General features: G+C 71.0%; 16 protein-coding genes and 1 pseudogene. 11 read left to right on the plus strand and 6 right to left on the minus strand.

The annotated features are described in order from the left end of the window. Positions 1-3 precede the first annotated feature (3 nt). The 7 genes from U5640_RS13365 (at position 4) to U5640_RS13395 (ending at position 6,850) form a co-directional block, all read left to right on the plus strand. On the plus strand, positions 4-417 hold the full coding sequence (locus U5640_RS13365; RefSeq protein WP_003973453.1) for a roadblock/LC7 domain-containing protein: 414 nt from the start codon (positions 4-6) through the stop codon (positions 415-417). Between the two features lie 112 nt (positions 418-529). Beyond that, positions 530-928: a DUF742 domain-containing protein gene (locus U5640_RS13370; RefSeq protein WP_055633953.1), complete on the plus strand. Its 399-nt coding sequence runs from the start codon at positions 530-532 to the stop codon at positions 926-928. Then, on the plus strand, positions 909-1,484 hold the full coding sequence (locus tag U5640_RS13375; protein WP_030793795.1) for an ATP/GTP-binding protein: 576 nt from the start codon (positions 909-911) through the stop codon (positions 1,482-1,484). Before U5640_RS13370 ends, U5640_RS13375 begins: the two co-directional genes overlap by 20 nt. A 375-nt stretch (positions 1,485-1,859) precedes the next feature. After that, positions 1,860-5,180, plus strand: coding sequence for a nitrate- and nitrite sensing domain-containing protein (locus tag U5640_RS13380; RefSeq protein ID WP_340376036.1), 3,321 nt, complete (start codon positions 1,860-1,862; stop codon positions 5,178-5,180). 10 nt (positions 5,181-5,190) lie between these two features. Next, positions 5,191-5,604: a roadblock/LC7 domain-containing protein gene (locus tag U5640_RS13385; protein WP_003993185.1), complete on the plus strand. Its 414-nt coding sequence runs from the start codon at positions 5,191-5,193 to the stop codon at positions 5,602-5,604. A gap of 96 nt (positions 5,605-5,700) precedes the next feature. Next, positions 5,701-6,288, plus strand: a complete 588-nt coding sequence (locus U5640_RS13390; protein WP_067257327.1) for a DUF742 domain-containing protein — start codon at positions 5,701-5,703, stop codon at positions 6,286-6,288. Then, positions 6,269-6,850, plus strand: a complete 582-nt coding sequence (locus U5640_RS13395; protein WP_055633955.1) for an ATP/GTP-binding protein — start codon at positions 6,269-6,271, stop codon at positions 6,848-6,850. Before U5640_RS13390 ends, U5640_RS13395 begins: the two co-directional genes overlap by 20 nt. A 174-nt stretch (positions 6,851-7,024) precedes the next feature. Here U5640_RS13395 and U5640_RS13400 read toward each other — a convergent pair whose 3' ends face one another. Further along, a complete protein-coding gene (locus U5640_RS13400; protein ID WP_340376037.1) occupies positions 7,025-7,219 on the minus strand; it encodes an acyl-CoA carboxylase subunit epsilon in 195 nt (64 codons plus the stop codon). A 57-nt stretch (positions 7,220-7,276) separates the two neighbouring features. After that, entirely contained in the window at positions 7,277-8,881 is a 1,605-nt protein-coding gene (locus U5640_RS13405) for an acyl-CoA carboxylase subunit beta (protein ID WP_340376038.1), read from the minus strand. 324 nt (positions 8,882-9,205) lie between these two features. On the opposite strand from U5640_RS13405, the gene U5640_RS13410 reads away from it, so the two are divergent. The 3 genes from U5640_RS13410 to U5640_RS13420 all read left to right on the plus strand — a co-directional run bounded on the left by U5640_RS13410 (position 9,206) and on the right by U5640_RS13420 (position 11,544). Continuing rightward, the gene (locus tag U5640_RS13410; RefSeq protein WP_340376039.1) at positions 9,206-9,808 is read left to right on the plus strand and encodes a YceI family protein; all 603 of its coding nucleotides are present in this window, start codon (positions 9,206-9,208) and stop codon (positions 9,806-9,808) included. A 102-nt stretch (positions 9,809-9,910) separates the two neighbouring features. Next, positions 9,911-10,549: a hypothetical protein gene (locus U5640_RS13415; RefSeq protein WP_340376040.1), complete on the plus strand. Its 639-nt coding sequence runs from the start codon at positions 9,911-9,913 to the stop codon at positions 10,547-10,549. A 212-nt stretch (positions 10,550-10,761) separates the two neighbouring features. Next, positions 10,762-11,544 (plus strand): serine protease, encoded by a 783-nt coding sequence (locus U5640_RS13420; protein ID WP_340376041.1) that lies wholly within the window; start codon positions 10,762-10,764, stop codon positions 11,542-11,544. 125 nt (positions 11,545-11,669) lie between these two features. On the opposite strand, the gene U5640_RS13425 is transcribed toward U5640_RS13420, so the two are convergent. Both U5640_RS13425 and U5640_RS13430 read right to left on the minus strand, forming a co-directional pair. Continuing rightward, positions 11,670-13,025, minus strand: a complete 1,356-nt coding sequence (locus U5640_RS13425; RefSeq protein WP_340376042.1) for a hypothetical protein — start codon at positions 13,023-13,025, stop codon at positions 11,670-11,672. 32 nt (positions 13,026-13,057) lie between these two features. Beyond that, the gene (locus U5640_RS13430) at positions 13,058-16,060 is read right to left on the minus strand and encodes a glycoside hydrolase family 3 N-terminal domain-containing protein (RefSeq protein ID WP_340376043.1); all 3,003 of its coding nucleotides are present in this window, start codon (positions 16,058-16,060) and stop codon (positions 13,058-13,060) included. Between the two features lie 185 nt (positions 16,061-16,245). On the opposite strand from U5640_RS13430, the gene U5640_RS13435 reads away from it, so the two are divergent. Continuing rightward, positions 16,246-16,851: a GPP34 family phosphoprotein gene (locus U5640_RS13435; RefSeq protein ID WP_340385079.1), complete on the plus strand. Its 606-nt coding sequence runs from the start codon at positions 16,246-16,248 to the stop codon at positions 16,849-16,851. Positions 16,852-16,857: 6 nt separating this feature from the next. On the opposite strand, the gene cimA is transcribed toward U5640_RS13435, so the two are convergent. Both cimA and U5640_RS13445 read right to left on the minus strand, forming a co-directional pair. Then, positions 16,858-18,471 (minus strand): citramalate synthase, encoded by a 1,614-nt coding sequence (gene cimA, locus U5640_RS13440; RefSeq protein WP_340376044.1) that lies wholly within the window; start codon positions 18,469-18,471, stop codon positions 16,858-16,860. 283 nt (positions 18,472-18,754) lie between these two features. Next, positions 18,755-19,198, minus strand: a pseudogene (locus U5640_RS13445) (TetR family transcriptional regulator C-terminal domain-containing protein); the annotation flags it as partial. Positions 19,199-19,245: the final 47 nt, after the last annotated feature.

Genomic DNA, 19,245 nt, shown 5'->3' on the forward strand with positions numbered 1-19,245 from the left:
CAGATGAGCCAGGCGGCACAGAATCTGAACTGGTTGATCACCAACTTCGTGGACAACACCCCCGGGGTGTCCCACACCGTCGTCGTGTCCGCCGACGGGCTCCTGCTCGCGATGTCCGAGGGCTTCCCGCGCGACCGTGCCGACCAGCTGGCGGCGGTGGCTTCGGGGCTCACCTCGCTCACGGCCGGTGCCTCCCGGATCTTCGAGGGTGGCAACGTCGCCCAGACGGTCGTCGAGATGGAGAGGGGATTCCTCTTCCTCATGTCCGTCTCGGACGGCTCGTCCCTGGCCGTGCTCGCGCACCCCGAGTGCGACATCGGCCTCGTCGGCTACGAGATGGCGCTGCTCGTCGACCGCGCGGGCGCGGTTCTCACCCCCGACCTGCGCGCCGAGCTCCAGGGCAGTCTGCTCCACTGACCGGCCCCGGCACCACCCGCCTCACGAAATCACCGTCCGGCCGACACACTCCCCCCACCGGCCTCGACGGACGGCACGACTGACCGAGAATGCTGTCCCGCCCGGAGGATCCATGACCCCGCCCCCCGCCCATCATGATCCGTACGCGGAGCCGTACGGGGATGAGGGCGACCAGCCGCTGGTGCGTCCTTACGCGATGACCGGTGGCCGGACCCGGCCGCGCTATCAGCTCGCCATCGAGGCGCTGATCAGCACCACGGCCGACCCGGCAGCACTGATGGGGCTGCTCCCGGAGCACCAGCGCATCTGCCACCTGTGCCGTGAGGTCAAGTCGGTCGCCGAGGTCTCGGCGCTGCTGGCCATGCCGCTGGGTGTGGCCCGGATCCTGGTGGCGGACCTCGCCGAGGCCGGCCTGGTGGCCATCCACCAGCCGGGCGGCGACGAGAACAACGGCGGCGCTCCGGACGTGACGCTGCTCGAAAGGGTGCTCAGTGGACTTCGCAAGCTCTGACGGCGGCCGGGCCACCACTTCCGCGAAGATCGTGGTGGCGGGTGGCTTCGGCGTCGGCAAGACCACGTTCGTGGGGGCGGTCTCCGAGATCAACCCGCTGCGTACCGAGGCCGTCATGACGTCCGCGTCGGCGGGCATCGACGACCTCACCCACACCGGGGACAAGACCACCACCACGGTGGCCATGGACTTCGGCCGCATCACCCTCGACCAGGACCTGATCCTGTACCTGTTCGGCACCCCCGGCCAGGACCGCTTCTGGTTCATGTGGGACGACCTGGTGCGCGGCGCCATCGGCGCCGTCGTGCTCGTGGACACCCGTCGTCTCGCCGACTGCTTCCCCGCGGTCGACTACTTCGAGAACAGCGGCCTGCCGTTCGTCGTCGCCCTCAACGGCTTCGACGGGCAGCAGCCGTACCAGCCCGAAGAGGTGCGCGAGGCGCTCCAGATCGGGCCGGACACCCCGATCATCACGACGGACGCCCGGCACCGCTCGGACGCCAAGTCGGCACTCATCACGCTGGTCGAACATGCGCTCATGGCGCGCCTGCGGTAACTTTCGAGTTCCCCGTACCTCTACGGCACTTGTCGTAGACACTTCGGAGCCGGCTGTGGCCTTTGACACGGCCGGCTCCGGTGTTCATAACGTTTCGGCAGAGGAATCGGGTGGTACCGCCACGCGTCGCGGTCACTTGGTCTCGCTGTGCGCACGAAGGCCCCGTCTTTTGACGGGGCTCGCTCTTTTTGACCGTTTTACGTGGGGCTTACATCACGTCGAACCGGCACTTCTCCATGTTTGGAATCGCGCAGGACGTCGTGCTGGAATGCCTGAACTGCCCAATAGTCAATGACGTACTGATGGTCGATGGCTGACCGGGCTCTGAGACACTGCGGCACGGAAGGTGCCGACCGCCGAGAGGTTGTTGGTCGAGTGAGGCGAAGCAAGAAAAGTCCCGAGCCTGCGGCCCGGGGCAACTTCACGCCGCCGCCGCGCGGAGCGGCGCCCGCCCCTGTGCCCGGCTCGGAGCCGACGGCCGCACCCCCGAAGAGCGGTGGTCGTCTGTCTCCGCGCAACTGGCGGGTGCCGACGAGGCTGAACGCGATCCTGCTCATACCCGTGCTGGTCGGCCTGGTCATGGGCGGCTTCCAGGTGAAGGGCTCGATCGACACCTGGCAGGAGGCGCGCGACGCCGAGAAGACCGCGAAGATCGTGGCCGCCGCCGGCCAGTACGCCGAGGCGCTGCTCAACGAGCGTGACATCTCCGCCGAGCCGCTGCTGGAGAACAAGACCGACTCCGCCGTCGTCAAGCAGGCCCGGGCGCTCACCGACGCGAAGGCGGCCGCCTTCCACCAGGAGACCGTCGGGATGCCCGACAAGGAGGGCCTCAAGCGCCGGCTGAACCTGGTGGAGGAGGCCGAGCCCACGCTGACGAAGATCCGTGCGGCCGCCTACACCAAGAAGATGGACCCGGTCCAGACCGAAGAGGGCTACGTCGCGGTCGAGCACCTGCTGATGGAGTTCTCCAACGAACTCGGCCTCGGCACCGGCAACATCACCGCCTACGGCCGTACGGTCTACGCGATCGCCCTCGCCAAGGGCGCCGAGTCCCTCCAGCGCGCGATCGGCATGCACCTGCTGGTGCGGCCGAGCCCCGACGAGGCGACGTACAAGTCGCAGCTCATCTCCTTCACCTCCTACGCCTACCTGGAGCAGGTCGCCGTCCAGGAGTACGGCTCCGGTGGCACCGTGCAGGACGCCACGCGTCTGAACGAGGTCATGAAGGAGAAGCAGGCCGAGGGCGAGAAGGCCGCGGCCGACGCCAAGGCCAAGGCGGAGGCCGCGGGCCAGGAGTACACCCCGCCGCCGTCGATGACCGACATGATCAAGCTGATCGGCAGCGGTCAGCGGCCGTCCCAGCTCGCCGCCCAGGGTGTCACCGCCAAGTCCTGGATGGCCGCCGCGACCCTGAAGTTCCAGGGCTACAGCCAGGTCGAGAACGAGCTGATCGACCGCGCGGTGGACGACGCCGGCCAGATCGCCTCCGACGCCCAGCGCGACGCGATCATCAACGCCTCGATCGTCATCATCGCCCTGCTGGCCGCCTTCATCATCGCCTCGCTCATGGCCCGCCAGATGAGCACCTCGATGCGCCAGCTGCGCAACGCCGCCTTCGGCATCGCCGAGCAGCGGCTGCCGATGCTGGTCGACCAGCTCTCGCGCACCGACCCCGGCCGGGTCGACACCCGGGTCCAGCCCATCCCGATCAACACCCGCGACGAGATCGGCGAAGTCGCCCGCGCCTTCGACCAGGTCCACCGCGAGGCCGTCCGGCTCGCCGCCGAGCAGGCCCTGCTGCGGGGCAACATCAACGCGATCTTCACCAACCTCTCGCGGCGCAACCAGTCGCTGATCGAGGGCCAGCTGACCCTGATCACCGACCTGGAGAACAACGAGGCCGACCCGGACCAGCTGGAGAACCTCTTCCGTCTGGACCACCTCGCGACCCGTATGCGCCGCAACGGCGAGAACCTCCTGGTCCTCGCCGGCGAGGAGCCGGGCCGCCGCTGGGACCAGCCGGTCCCGCTGGTCGACGTGCTGCGCGCCGCCTCCTCCGAGGTGGAGCAGTACGAGCGCATCGAGCTGTCCGGCGTCCCGGAGGCCGAGATCCACGGCCGGGCCGTGACCGACCTCGTGCACCTGCTCGCCGAGCTGCTGGAGAACGCCACGACGTTCTCCTCCCCGCAGACCAAGGTCCGCGTGACCGCGACCCGGCTGCCCGACGGCCGCGTGATGATCGAGATCCACGACAAGGGCATCGGCCTGACCGCCGAGGACTTCGCGGACATCAACCACAAGCTGGCCAACCCGCCGACCGTGGACGCCGCGATCTCCCAGCGCATGGGCCTCTTCGTGGTCGGCCGGCTGTCCGACCGGCACGGCATCCGGGTCCAGCTGCGCCCCTCCGGCGAGCAGGCCGGCACCACGTCGCTGGTCATGCTGCCGGACGCCATCACTCACGGTGGCGGCGGCGAGCAGCCCGAGCGCGACGAGTTCACCGTCTCGCAGATCATTCCGGAGCAGCACCAGCAGCAGCTCCCGGGCGAGGACTTCAGCAACGGCCTGCCCATGCGCACGGCCGCCGAGCTGGGCTTCGACGACAGCCGCTACGAGGTCCCGGACGACCTGCGCGACCTGGACCCGGTGGGCCGCTCGCTGATGCGCGAGGAGCGCAAGGCGGCCCTGGAGTCCCAGGCCGGTCACCCGCAGCAGACCCAGGAGATCCCCGCCTTCGCGGAGGGCTTCGACGGCACCCCGCAGCAGCAGCCCGCGTACGACAACGGCTTCGACGCGGCCCCGACGGGCTTCGACAGCAGCCAGACGGCGTTCGTGGACCAGCAGGGGGCGTACGAGGGCGCGAACGGCCAGAGCGGCCGTACGGCGTACGAGGAGCCGCAGCAGGCGCCGTACGAGGAGCAGCAGCGGCCTGCGTACGACGAGCAGTACTTCGCGCCGGGCGAGGGGATGCCGCGGGGCGAGTCCTTCTCGGCCCCGAACGGGGTGCCGCAGAGCAACGGCTTCTCCCCCAACGGCGGTTACCCGGACCCCGCGTATGCGGAGCCGGCCCAGGAGGAGCACGCGGCGTCGCACGCCACGGCGGGCGACGGATACCCGGCGTACGAGGAGAAGTCCTACCAGGACGACTGGCCGCAGCAGTCCGGTTACCAGAACGGCTACCCGGACCAGTACGCTCCGGAAGCGGAATCCTCGCAGGCCGCTGACGCGGGTGAGCAGGACCGCGTAGGCTTCGAACGTCCGGGACCGGCCCCGTCCGCCGTCCACGAGCTGACCGACGCCGGGCTTCCCCGCCGCGGATCCACCGCGGCGAACGGTTCGAACGGCGCCGCACGGCCCGTGAACGCGGAAGCGCCGGCCTCCACTTCGGAGAGCAACGGCGACAGCGCCTGGCGTTCGGCGAACGACGCGCGCTGGCAGCAGGCCTCGCAGCTCCGGAAGCCCAAGGCAGGCGGGGTCACCTCGTCCGGTCTGCCGCGGCGCGTACCCAAGGCCAACCTGGTCGAAGGCACCGCCGAGAGCACCCCTCAGGGAGGCCCACAGGTCTCCCGCGCCCCGGAGGACGTCCGAGGCAGGTTGAGCAACCTGCGTCGGGGCGTCCAGCGCGGACGCAACGCAGGCAGTGAAACGAACGGCCAGGGCTTCGGTCCTGACAGCACCTACAACCAGGAGCGTTAGTGTGAGCCCGATGAGCCAGGCGGCACAGAACCTGAACTGGTTGATCACCAACTTCGTGGACAACACCCCGGGGGTGTCCCACACGGTGGTGGTCTCCGCCGACGGACTCCTTCTGGCGATGTCCGAAGGCTTCCCCCGCGACCGCGCCGACCAGCTCGCGGCCGTCGCTTCCGGTCTGACGTCCCTGACCGCGGGCGCCTCCCGGATCTTCGAGGGCGGCGCCGTGAACCAGACGGTCGTGGAGATGGAGCGGGGATTCCTGTTCATCATGTCCGTGTCCGACGGTTCCTCGCTCGCGGTGCTCGCGCACCCCGAGGCGGACATCGGTCTCATTGGGTACGAGATGGCCCTTCTGGTGGACCGTGCCGGTACGGTCCTGACGCCCGACCTTCGTGCGGAGCTCCAAGGGAGCCTTCTCAACTAGCAGTCGGACGGTGCGTTTTGGCGTCCCGAGGCCGTAGGGTTTCGGGACGCGGCTCCATAGTGATGGGTGCCCGGCACAGTCGGAGGAGGAGAGAAAGTGGCAACACCCCCAGGCGGTTCGAATACGGGTAATTGGTCGTACGGTCCTCCCCAGGGTCCGGGCGACGGTTCCCACAACCCGAACCGTTACAACTTCCCCTCCGCACCGAGCCAGCAGCGCCCGTACGCACCCCAGAGCCCGCAGGGGCCCGGTCCGTCGCCGTACGACCAGCCGCAGGCCCCGCGCATCCAGCCCGTGCAGCCGCAGCGCCGCGCCCCCGAGCCGGCGCCCGCCGGGGCGTCGAACAACCCCCTGGTGCGTCCGTACGCCATGACCGGCGGCCGGACGCGCCCGCGCTACCAGCTCGCCATCGAGGCGCTGGTGCACACCACTGCGCAGCCGCACCAGATGCAGGGCCAGTTGCCCGAGCATCAGCGGATCTGCAATCTGTGCCGTGAGATCAAGTCGGTGGCCGAGATCTCGGCCCTCCTGACCATCCCTCTCGGCGTGGCCAGGATCCTCGTCGCCGACTTGGCGGAGGCGGGACTGGTCGCCATCCATCAGCCCGGCGGCGACGAGAGCGCCGGCGGCCAGCCAGACGTGACACTGCTCGAAAGGGTGCTCAGTGGACTTCGCAAGCTCTAGCGGCGGTCCTTCCCGCTCCACCACCTCGGCGAAGATCGTGGTGGCGGGTGGCTTCGGCGTGGGCAAGACCACGTTCGTCGGGGCCGTCTCGGAGATCAACCCGCTGCGTACCGAGGCCGTCATGACGTCCGCGTCGGCGGGCATCGACGACCTCACCCACACCGGGGACAAGACCACCACCACGGTGGCCATGGACTTCGGCCGCATCACCCTCGACCAGGACCTGATCCTGTACCTGTTCGGCACCCCCGGCCAGGACCGCTTCTGGTTCATGTGGGACGACCTGGTGCGCGGCGCCATCGGCGCGATCGTCCTGGTGGACACCCGTCGTCTCGCCGACTGCTTCCCCGCGGTCGACTACTTCGAGAACAGCGGCCTGCCGTTCGTGATCGCCCTCAACGGCTTCGACGGCAACCAGCCGTACAACCCCGAAGAGGTCCGTGAGGCCCTGCAGATCGGTCCGGACGCCCCGATCATCACGACGGACGCCCGGCACCGCTCGGACGCCAAGTCGGCACTCATCACGCTCGTCGAGCACGCGCTGATGGCCCGCCTGCGGTAGCTCTCCGCCATGCGTACGGCCCCTGTGCCCTCCCCGAGGGGGCACAGGGGCCGTTCTCGTCTCTGCCGGGGATGGGCAGGGAGAGGCGGGGACGGGCGGGGACGGGCACGAAGAAGGGCCCCTCTGTGGCAGAGGGGCCCTTCTTACAGGTGCGGACCGCCGGAGCGGCGCGGCCTAGCGCCAGCTGTGCGGGGCGCGGAAGCCGTTCTCGCGCTCCAGACGGCGCCAGCCGGCCTTGCGGTGGGGGCGGTGGGTCGGGGCGGGCTCGGAGGTGCGGGCTGCGGCGCGGGCCAGCAGGATCGCCGTGATGGCGGCGACCTCCTCGGGCTCGGCGTGGCCCTTCTCGACGCGGATGTCGGGAGTGTTCATGGGTGTCAGTCTCCGTGAGAGAGGTTTCCGCAGGGGTGCCGGGGAGAGTCCGCCGGGTTACTGCGGGGGGTTGCCGTGCTTGCGCGACGGCAGGTCGGCGTGCTTGGACTGGAGCATCGCGAGCGACTTGATGAGGACCTCGCGGGTCTCGGCGGGGTCGATGACGTCGTCGACCAGGCCGCGCTCGGCCGCGTAGTAGGGGTGCATCAGCTCGGACTTGTACTCCTTGACCATGCGGGCCCGCATGGCTTCGGGGTCCTCGGCACCGGCGATCTGACGCCGGAAGATGACGTTGGCGGCGCCCTCGGCACCCATCACGGCGATCTCGTTGGTCGGCCAGGCGTAGGTGAGGTCGGCACCGATGGACTGGCTGTCCATGACGATGTACGCCCCGCCGTAGGCCTTGCGCAGGATGAGCGAGATCCGGGGCACGGTCGCGTTGCAGTAGGCGTACAGCAGCTTCGCGCCGTGGCGGATGATTCCACCGTGCTCCTGGTCGACGCCCGGGAGGAAGCCGGGGACGTCCAGAAGGGTGAGGATCGGGATGTTGAACGCGTCGCACATCTGCACGAAGCGGGCTGCCTTCTCCGAGGCCTCGATGTCGAGCACACCGGCCAGGGACTGGGGCTGGTTGGCGACGATGCCGACGACCTGGCCGTCGAGGCGGGCCAGGGCGCAGATGATGTTGCGGGCCCAGCGCTCGTGGACCTCGAGGTACTCGCCGTCGTCGACGATCTCCTCGATGACCTTGGTCATGTCGTAGGGCCGGTTGCCGTCGGCGGGGACCAGGTCGAGCAGGACGTCACCGCGTCGGTCCGCCGGGTCGGCGGTGGCGACGCGCGGGGGGTTCTCGCGGTTGTTCTGCGGCAGCAGCGACAGGAGGTAGCGGACCTCCGCGATGCAGGTCTCCTCGTCGTCGTAGGCGAAGTGGCACACACCGGAGGTCTCGGCGTGCACGTCCGCGCCGCCGAGGCCGTTCTGGGTGATCTCCTCGCCGGTGACCGCCTTGACGACGTCCGGGCCGGTGATGAACATCTGCGAGGTCTCGCGGACCATGAACACGAAGTCGGTCAGGGCGGGGCTGTAGGCCGCGCCGCCCGCGCAGGGACCGAGCATGACCGAGATCTGCGGGATGACGCCCGAGGCCTTGGTGTTGCGCTGGAAGATGCCGCCGTATCCGGCGAGCGCGGAGACGCCCTCCTGGATGCGGGCGCCGGCGCCGTCGTTGAGCGACACCAGCGGCGCGCCGGCCGCGATGGCCATGTCCATGATCTTGTGGATCTTCATGGCGTGGGCCTCGCCCAGGGCGCCACCGAAGATGCGGAAGTCATGGGCGTAGACGAAGACCGTACGGCCTTCCACCGTGCCCCAGCCGGTGATGACACCGTCCGTGTAGGGCTTCTTGGTCTCCAGACCGAAGCCGCTCGCCCGGTGCCGGCGCAGCTGCTCGACCTCCTGGAAGGAACCCGGGTCCACCAGCAGCTCGATCCGCTCCCGCGCGGTCAGCTTGCCCTTGGCGTGCTGGGCCTGGGTCGCCTTCTCGCTCGGACCGGCCAGCGCCTGCGCACGGATCCCGTGCAGCTCTGCCACCCGGCCGCGCGCGTCCGTGGGCTCCGAGGGCGCCGCGTCCGGTTCACCCGTCGTCTCTTCCAATACGGTCATGTAGCGACCTTACGAAGCCCACCAAGGAAAGCGAGACGTCGACTCCGTACAGTCCTCGGAGCGTTTTCCTGGTAGCACCGAACAGAACCAGGGGGGCGTGCAGGCGTTCTGACTGCTCAGGAGGCTTGTGGCTTGTGGGGGTCGCACAAAGGCGGAGGGTGAGACACCGTTCACATCCGGGCGGGCGCCGCGCCGGGGGGCATCCGCCGTCGGAGTGACGCGGCGGCCCGGCGGGGTACCCGCGGAATAGGTCCGGGAGGGCCCGCGTTAATACGGTTGAAGATTCAACAGAAAAGATCTTCCCGTCCCCACAGGAGGCACGTCATGGGCATCTTCGGCCGCAAGGACACCGGCGAGAACACCGCCGACGCCGCGGTGACGCCGGACCTCGCCGCGCTCACCGGCGACTACTCGATCGACCCGTCCCACTCCACGATCGGCTTCGTCGCCCGGCACGCGATGGTCACGAACGTCAAGGGCAAGTTCAACGACTTCACCGGGTCCCTGCACCTGGACGGCACCGACCCGTCCCGGTCCAGCGCCTCCATCGACGTGAAGATGGAGAGCATCGACACCGGGTCCGCCGACCGTGACGGCCACCTGAAGAGCGCGGACTTCTTCAAGACCGACGAGTTCCCGGCCATGACCTTCCGCTCCACCTCCGCCGAGGCGCTGGGCGGCGACGACTACCGGATCACCGGTGACCTGAGCATCCTCGGCGTGACGAAGCCGATCACCATCGACCTGGAGTTCAACGGCTCCGCCAAGGACCCGTTCGGCAACGAGCGCGTCGGCTTCGAGGGCAAGGCGGAGATCCTGCGCTCCGAGTGGGGCCTGACCTGGAACGCGGCGCTGGAGACCGGGGGCGTCCTGGTCTCGGACAAGATCAAGCTGAACTTCGACATCTCGGCGATCAAGAACGCGTGACCCGAGGACCCGGGCAGGGCAGAAAACTTCAGAAAGCAGCAGATGGCGGCCGGAAACGGAATGCTCCCGGCCGCCATCTGTGAGCTGTGCCACAGTCCGGTCATGAGCACCAGGACCGGACCCCAGCACTACCCGGGCGCGAGCCGCGACCACTGGTACCAGAGCGAGTTCGGCGGTGACCGGATGGAGGTCAACGCCGTCGTCCTGCACACCACCGAGGGACGTTCGCTGCCCGACTACCAGGGGGGCGCGAACGCGCCGAACCTCACCGCCGTACCGGACTTCGGCGCCAGGCGGCTGCGGTGGTACCAGCACTTCGACATCGACGTCTCCTCGCGCGCGCTGGTCAACCTGCGCGGCGGGGTGGAGACGAACACCCTGAACGTCTGCCAGGTGGAACTCGTCGGCACCTGCGACCCGGAGCGCCACACCAAGTGGGGGACGGGCGAACCGGGGCACGTCTACTGGCCCCAGGCTCCCGAGTGGGCCCTGCGCGGCGTGGCCCGGTACCTGGCATGGATGCACATCCACCACGACGTACCGCTGCGCGGCCCGTCCCTGTGGCCGCCCTATCCGAGGTCCTCCGGGAACGGCGGCGGCCAGCGGATGGGCTTCCAGCGCTGGAACGCGTTCCGGGGGGTGTGCGGACACATGCACGTGCCGGAGAACACCCATGGCGACCCGGGAGCGATCGACTTCGAACAGCTGCTGGACTACGCCAAGTCGGCGGCCCAGGACTGACCGATTCGGCCACTCCGCCGCCGGCGGCCGTCGGCGGCGGAGTGGCCGAATCGGGCCTCTTGTGCGGGCGCTCGGCGGATTCACATAATCCAGGGGACAGACTTGACCTGCCCATGCCAGTGCATGGGTGTTTCTTTGCCGTGATGCATGACATGGGCACGTCATTAGGGTCTGGCCACCCCCCTCTCCTCACCCCCCACGGAGGCAGCACCATGAAGAAGCTCCTCACCGCACTCAAGAGACTCGCGGCCGTCGGCGCCACCGCGCTCGCCGTCGCGAGCCTGCAGCCCGTGTCGGCCGCGCAGGCCGCCCCCTCCCCCGTCGTCGGCGGAACCCGTGCCGCGCAGGGCGAGTTCCCGTTCATGGTGCGTCTCTCGATGGGCTGCGGCGGCGCGCTCTACACCCAGCAGATCGTGCTGACCGCCGCCCACTGCGTCAGCGGCACCGGCGCCACCACCGGCATCACCGCCACCGCCGGGGTCGTGGACCTGCAGTCCACCACCGGCCGGGTCCAGGTGCGGTCGACGTACGTCTACCGGGCCCCCGGCTACAACGGCAACGGCAAGGACTGGGCGCTGATCAAGCTCGCGCAGCCCATCAACCTGCCGACGCTGAAGATCGCCACGACCACGCAGTACAACACCGGCACCTTCACCGTCGCCGGCTGGGGCGCCGCGACCCAGGGCGGCGCCCAGCAGCGCTACCTGCTCAAAGCCACCGTGCCGTTCGTCAGCGACGCGACCTGCCGCACGTACAGCGGCTACAGCGGGCTCGTCGCGAGCGACGAGATCTGTGCCGGCTACGCCTCCGGCGGCGTCGACACCTGTCAGGGCGACTCCGGCGGCCCCATGTTCCGCCGGGACTCCGCCAACGCGTGGATCCAGGTCGGCATCGTGAGCTGGGGCATCGGCTGTGCCCAGCCCAACGCGCCCGGTGTCTACTCCGAGGTGTCCACCTTCGCCTCGGCCATCGCCTCGGCGGCGGCCTCGCTCTAGGTCGTTTTCCACCGGGGGCGCGGGGGGAGCAGCGGGCGCGGGTCGGTCGTGGCCCGGTGCGCGGTGCCCCGCGCCCCGTCGGGCGCCGTTTTCGGCGCGCGCCCTCGCGCCCCCGCCCCCGTGACTCAGAAGCCGCCGCCGAAGTCGCCGCCGCCCCCGAAGTCACCGCCCCCGCCGAAGTCACCGCCGCCGAAGCCGCCGCCGAAGTCGCCCGGGTCGAAGTCGGCGCCGGAGACGTCGCCGCCGTCGTAGCCCGCGCCGAAGTCCCCGTAGCCCGAGCCGTAGTCGCCCGCGTAGGACGGGGCGGCCATCAGGCCGCCGAGCATGGTGCCGACGAGCAGGCCGGGCAGCAGTCCGCCGCCGAAGTAGCCGCCCGCCCACGGACCGTAGGCCGGGCCGGCCTCCCAGTAGGGGCGGCGCCCGTAGTCGCTGTCCACCTCGCGGATCACCGGATCGCGGCCGTCGGCAAGCCGGGTGGCGTCCGCCGCGCAGACCGGCACCTCGCGCGCGGACCCGCCCGGCGGGGTCCAGGTCGCGTCGGTGACGGAGGGACCGTGGCGGGGGTCGAAGAAGCAGGGCGGCCGGCGCTCCGGCAGCGGCCGCCGCTCACGCCGGGCGGCCAGCTGGGCGAGGGAGAAGCGGCCGTCCTCCAGGGCCTGGGTGACGGCCCGCACGTCCTCGGGTCTGCTCGCCTCGGCCATCGCCGACTTCGCCTGGTCGTAGGCGTCCAGCGCGCGTTCGTAGTCGGCGCGCATCGCGTCGTCGGCGCCCCGCTCGGCCGGGTGGAAGTCCAGGCGGTCCAGTTCCTCGCCGAAGGCGGTGATGTCCTCGTCGACCACCACCCGCAGCTTCTCCAGCGCCGCCCGCCGCTCCTCCTCGTGCCGGCGGCGGTTGCGCCGGACCAGGGTGTAGGCGCCCGCGCCGCCCGCGACGAGGACCACCCCGGCAGTGACCAGACCCGCCGTGGAGACCCCGCCCCCGCCACCGGAGGAACCCCAGCTCGCGGGCGCCGAGCCACGCATGGACGGCAGCGCCCGGTCGGTGAAGTCGCCGAGCTGGGTGGCCGCGTCGGGCTCGCCCCGGACGCTGCTCACCAGGTTCCCCACGGCCCGGCGGGACAGGACGACCGAGTCGGCGCGGGCGTCGAAGCGGTCGCCGAGGCGGATCGCGTACAGGCCGGTGACGCCGGTGGCCGTGCGCAGGTCGGTGAAGAGCCGGGCGGTCGGGTAGCCGGCCGGGAGGACGGCGACGAACAGGGGTCTGCCGGCGTCCTCGATCCGCTGCCGCAGGGCGTCCGCGTCCGCCGCGGAGAGCTGGGCGGACGCGGCGGGGTCGACGTAGACGGGGTTCTCGCGCAGGGCGTCGGCGATCCGCGACACGCTCGTCTCCGCCGCCGCCCGCGGGGCGAGCACGGTCAGCAGCGCCAGGACCAGCGCCGCCAGCAGGACCGGGAGGCTTCGGGGCGGTACGACACCCTTCATATCTCGAAACTACCCGAAGCCTCCCAAACGGGTCACCCGGCGCGATAGGCCTCGATCAGCTTGCGCACCGCCTGCGCGTACCGCCCGGTCAGCAGCAGGTGGTCGGCCTCGGCGAACGGCTTCGCGCAGGCGGCCGTGATCCGGCCGGCGATGCGTGCCTGGACGATCCCGCGGGCCCGGTCGACGGCGTCGCGGCCCGCCTGCGCGGTGCGGGCCCGCCCCGCCGCGCCCGCCAGCCGGTGCAGGGCGGCCAGTCCGCCGCCGGGGGTCTTCGTCAGGGTCGTCAGACCCCAGCCGTACGGGAACTGCGGGTCGTACGCCGGGTCGCCCACGTTGATCGGGAGCTGGGCCTGCGAGCGGGGCCAGGTCACCGGGAGCCGGCCGGTGAAGGGACGGCGGCCGTAGAGGACGTCGGCCACGCCGTCGCCCTCGGTGCCCGGCAGCCAGGAGGCGACCAGGGCGTCGATCGAGCCGAGCCGGTCGCCGATCAGCTGGGGACGCCCGGAGACGATCAGCACCACGCACTTCATGGCCGCGCACACCCGGTCCACGGCCGTTCGGTCGGCGGGGCTCAGCTCCAGGTCGTTGCCGTTGCCGACATCGCCGACACCCTCGGCGTAGGGGGTCTCGCCGACGACGACCACACCGACGTCGTGGCCGGCCAGGGGTGCGGAGGCGTCCTCGGAGTAGGTGATCGCGGCACCCGTTCCGCGCATCCCCTGCAGGATCGTCGTGCCGGGGGTGGTGTTCCCGGACGCGCCCTGCCAGGTGACCGTCCAGCCGCCGGTCTGGTTGCCGATGTCGTCGGCGTTCGATCCGGCGACGTACACCTTCTGCGACGTCCTCAGGGGCAGCAGAGCGCCGGAGTTCTTCAGCAGCACCTGCGACTCGGCGGCGGCCCGGCGGGCCACGGCCCGGTGGGCGGCGGAGCCGATGTCGGCGGCCCCGCGGGTGTCGGCGTACGGGTGCTCGAAGAGGCCGAGCCGGAACTTCTGGGTGAGGATGCGCGAGACGGCGTCGTCGATCCGCCGCTCGCCGATCCGGCCCGCCGTCACCTCGGCGGTCAGCGTGCGGGTGAAGTCCTGGTAGGCGTGCGGGACCATGATCATGTCCAGGCCGGCGGCGACCGAGGTGCGGACGTCCGAGGCGTAGTCGCCGGGGAGCTGGTCGATGGCCGCCCAGTCGCTGATCACGAACCCGTCGAAGCCCATCCGGCCCTTCAGCACCCCGTTGATCATGTCGGCGCGGGCGTGCATCTTCACCGGACCCTGCCCGTCCCCCGCGATGTCGAGGGAGGAGTAGGAGGGCATGACCGTGCCGATGCCCCGGTCGACCGCCTCCTGGTACGGCGCGAGGTGGACGGACTCCAGCTGCTCGCGGGTGACCTCGGTGACGCCCTGGTCGATGGTGTAGCTGCCGGTGGTGGAGGAGCCGTAGGTGGTGCCGCCGTCGCCGACGAAGTGCTTGGCGGTGGCGAGCACCTTGTCGGCGTCCTTCAAGTCCCGTCCGTCCGGGGCGCCTTGGAGGCCCTGGATGACCGTCTCCATGGACTCCACCAGCGCCGGGTCCTCCCCGAAGGACTCGTAGGAGCGGCCCCAGCGTTCGTCGCGGGTGACGCACAGGCAGGGGGCGAAGTCCCAGGGGACGCCGGTGGCGCGGACCTCGGCCGCGGTCACCTCGCCGGTGCGCTGGGCGAGTTGCCGATCGCGGGTGGCTCCGATGCCGATGTTGTGCGGCATGACCGTGGCGCCGACCAGGTTGTTGTGGCCGTGCACGGCGTCGACACCGTAGATCAGCGGGATCTGGAGCCGCGTGGCCCGCGTGCGGAGCTGGAAGGCGTCGATCATCTTCGCCCAGGCCTCGGGGGTGTTGGGCGTGGGGGTGGAGCCGCCGCCGGACAGCAGTGAGCCGAGGTGGTACGCGGCGATGTCGCCGGGCGCGGTCAGCGCGCCGCGCTCCGCCTGGGTCATCTGTCCGGCCTTCTCCGCCGGGGACATCCGGGAGAGCAGGTCGGCGACGCGCTTGCGCACCGGCAGCTTGCTGTCCAGATACGGCAGTCCGTGCGCGTCGATCACGATCTGCGGGGTCTCGGCGGGGGCCTTGGCGCCGGTGACCGCGAGGGTCAGCGGGACGGTCTCGGCGGCTTCGGCGGTCCGGTCCCGCAGGGTCGGGACGCGGACCGTGCGGGAGGTCCCGGAGGGGGTGCCCGCGGGGAAGGTGAGGGTGCCAGCGACCGGGGTGTAGTCCCGGCCGGGTTCGGCGGTGCCGCCGGCCGTTCCGTACGTCACCGTCACGGGTTCGTCGACCGGGGCGGAGCCGGTGGTGGCGAGGGTGACGCGGACCGTGGCCGCGCCGCCCTCGGCGACCGGGTACACGGCCGCGTCGGTGGTGACGGAGGCGCGCAGGGACTGGTCGGCGCGGCCGTAGAGCTCGACGCCGTCCATGGCGAAGTCGCCGCGGGTGCCGGCGGGCAGGGTGACCGCGTACCCCCACATCTGCGTCAGCCCGAGGACGTGGTCGATGCCGCCGACCGGCTGATAGTCGGTGCGGTACCGGAAGTCGGCGAAGGGGATCTCGATGCGCCTCCAGCCGGTGACGTCGTCGGTGAAGGACGTCGTCCACAGCTCGGAGGCCTCGCCGTGGGCGCCGCCGTCCTTGATCTCGAAGGCGATCCGGCGGCCGTCGCCGTGCCCCTCCCACCAGAACCGGATGCCGCGGTGGGCCGACCAGTCGTGGGCGGGTCCGGTGGCGGCGTAGTCGTGGGTGAAGCCGCCCCAGCCGCTGATGTCGTACGTGCCGGTGAGGACCCGCTCGCCCTCGGGGGCGTCGGCGCGGTCGGCCAGCCGGAGCGCGGGCGGGTCGTCGGCGTCGCTGCCCCAGGTGAAGATGCCCTCGGCGGGCTGGGACGCGAAGGGGACCTCGCCCTCGAAGCGGTCGACGGGGACAGGGGCGGGGTCGGCGGCGGCGCGGACGGCGGCCGGGGACAGCAGTGCGGCGAACAGTGCGGTGGCGACGAGCAGGGCGGTTCTCGGCATGGACCTTCCCTCGGCTCTCGGATTCACTCAGGGCCTATCCACTCGGGCTCATCCACTCGGGGCCCGTTCACTCAGGTCTTAGATCACGCCGTGAGTTAACTAACGCCCCGCAGGCCCGTCAAGAGGTGTTCTCGCCGTCGGCCGGTGAGGGAGGGATCATGGGGGCAACCGACCTGGAGTCCGCCATGACCACTGCGCGCGATCTGCTGATCGTCTCCCTCGACGTCCCGTCCGCCCGGCCCGTCGAGCGGGGCGACCTCTCCCTGGCCCTCGCGGGGGCCGAGCTGGCCGACCTGCTCGCCGCCGAGGCGGTCGCGCTGGACGACGACCGCATCGTGCCCGGGCTGCCGCCGGCCACGGACGACCGGCTGCTCGCCGAGGCCGGGGCGGCCCTCGTCCGGCAGCCGCCGCACGAGTCCGTCGAGGACTGGCTGTGGCGCCGGGGGGACGGGCTCGCCCAGACCTATGCCAACGAGCTGGAGACGGAGGAGTCGGCCGGCCGGCCACGGTACCGGCTGCTGGCGCCGCGGAGCGGCCGCGAGGTCGCCGCCGAGGCGCCGGACCGGGCCCGTGCGAGGGAGCGCTGGAGCGCGCGCGAGCCCGTCCTCGCCTCACTCGCCGCCGCGCTGGGCATCCCCGAGGGGGCGGCGGACGAGCCGCCCGTCCCGGCCGACGAGGCGCTGGTGACCGTGCTCGCGGCGGTCAACGGCGCGCTGACGGAGCTGGAGGCCGTGCGGCAGCGGCGGCGCGTCGAGGACGCGGCCTTCGACAACGTGTGGCGGGGCTTCTGAGCCCCGTCACTCGGCCGGCTGGACCCCCGCCTTCAGCAGGCCGTACGTGTAGGCGTCCTCCAGGGCCTGCCAGGAGGCGGCGATGACGTTCTCCGCGACGCCGACGGTGGACCACTCGCCCGTCCCGTCGGTCGTGGAGATCAGCACGCGGGTGGTGGACTCGGTGCCGTGGACGCCTTCGAGGATACGGACCTTGTAGTCGACCAGGTCGAGCTTGGCGAGCTGGGGGTAGATCTTCTCCAGCCCGACCCGCAGGGCCCGGTCGAGGGCGTTCACCGGGCCGTTGCCCTCGGCCGTGGCGACGATCCGCTCGCCCTTGGCCCACAGCTTGACGGTGGCCTCGTTGGCGTGGGTGCCGTCGGGGCGGTCCTCGACGATGGCCCGCCAGGACTCCACCTCGAAGTAGCGCGGCGGCCTGCCGCCCTGGACCTCGGTGCGCAGCAGCAGTTCGAAGGAGGCGTCGGCGGCCTCGTACGTGTAGCCCTTGAGCTCGCGCTCCTTGACCCGCTCCACGACCCGGCCGACCAGCTCGCGGTCGCCGCCGAGGTCGATGCCGAGTTCCTTGCCCTTGAGCTCGACCGAGGCCCGGCCCGCCATGTCGGAGACCAGCATGCGCATCGTGTTGCCGACGAGCTCGGGGTCGATGTGCTGGTAGAGGTCGGGGTCGACCTTGATGGCGGAGGCGTGCAGTCCGGCCTTGTGGGCGAAGGCGGAGACGCCCACGTAGGGCTGGTGGGTGGAGGGGGTGAGGTTGACGACCTCGGCGATGGCGTGCGAGATCCGGGTCATCTCGCGCAGCCGGCCGTCGGGGAGGACCTTCTTGCCGTACTTCAGCTCCAGGGCGGCGACGACCGGGAAGAGGTTGGCGTTGCCCACGCGCTCGCCGTAGCCGTTGGCCGTGCACTGGACGTGGGTGGCGCCGGCGTCCACGGCGGCGAGGGTGTTGGCGACCGCGCAGCCGGTGTCGTCCTGGGCGTGGATGCCGAGGCGGGCGCCGGTGTCGGCGAGGACGGTGGAGACGACCGCGTGGACCTGGGCGGGGAGCATGCCGCCGTTGGTGTCGCAGAGGATGACGACGTCGGCGCCGGCCTCGGCGGCGGCGCGGACGACGGCCTTGGCGTACTCGGGGTTGGCGCGGTAGCCGTCGAAGAAGTGCTCGCAGTCGACGAAGACCCGGCGGCCCTGCTCCTTCAGGAAGGAGACGGTGTCGCGGACCATCTCCAGGTTCTCGTCCAGGGTGGTGCGCAGGGCCAGCTCGACGTGCCGGTCGTGCGACTTGGCGACGAGGGTGACGACCGGGGCCCCGGCGTCCAGGAGCGCCTTGACCTGCGGGTCCTCGGAGGCCTTGGCGCCCGCGCGGCGGGTCGCGCCGAAGGCGACCAGCTGGGCGTGCTTGAAGTCGATCTCCTGCTGGGCGCGGGCGAAGAACTCGGTGTCGCGGGGGTTGGCGCCGGGCCAGCCGCCCTCGATGAAGCCGACGCCGAAGTCGTCCAGGTGCCGTGCGATCGCGAGCTTGTCGGCGACGGTGAGGTTGATGCCCTCCCGCTGGGCGCCGTCGCGCAGGGTGGTGTCGAAGACGTGGAACGAGTCGTCGAGCTCGCTGGTTGCCGTCTCGGTCATGGTCTCAAGGCTCCTGTTGTGGATCTTCGGTCTTACCGGAATGACCGGCTCCACCGTCCCCATGGTCCCTCGTGCGCTCGCTCCCGGCTGTGGGTGGGCCAGAAAAGCGAAAAACCTCTCGCGGGTGCGAGAGGTCTGCGCGCGGGTCGAGGACGACGGTGGCCGCCCGTACCTGGTCGTACGTGGCGGTCACTGCGGACCGGCGCGCCTGCTGCCAATAATCGTGGCGAACGAGAGCACGGGGGCAGTTTGGCACAAGCCGGACCGCGGCGAGCCGGGCGTCTCAGGATGCGAGCAGGGAGGCGTCCAGGAACTCGCGCACGTGCGCCAGCACCTGCCGCCGGTCGGTGCCGCGCAGCCCGATCGCCACATGGATGGAGAAACCGTCCGGCAGTGCCCGCAGCCGGGCCGCGCAGCGGTCGGGGTCGACGGGGCGGAACGCGCCGCGCGACACCCCTTCCGCGAGCAGGGCCACCAGGTCGCGGTGCCAGGCGCCCTCGATGGCGGCCTGCCGGTCGCGGGCGGTGTCGTCGGCGTTCTGCGAGCGGTTCCAGACCTCCAGCCAGAGCGTCCGGTGCGGATCGCGGTGCCCGTCCGGGACGTACAGGTCGACATAGGCGTCGAGCCGCTCCCGGACGCCCGCGTCCGCGGTCAGCAGCCGCGCCCGCTCGACCCCGAGCCGGCCCTCGCTCCACTCCAGCGTCTGCAACAGCAGCTCGTCCCTGGATTGACATCCTCCCCCCTCCTGAAAGAGGGGGAATACGAGGTGATCCC

The organism is Streptomyces sp. SS7 (assembly GCF_037993025.1).
Lineage (GTDB): Bacteria > Actinomycetota > Actinomycetes > Streptomycetales > Streptomycetaceae > Streptomyces.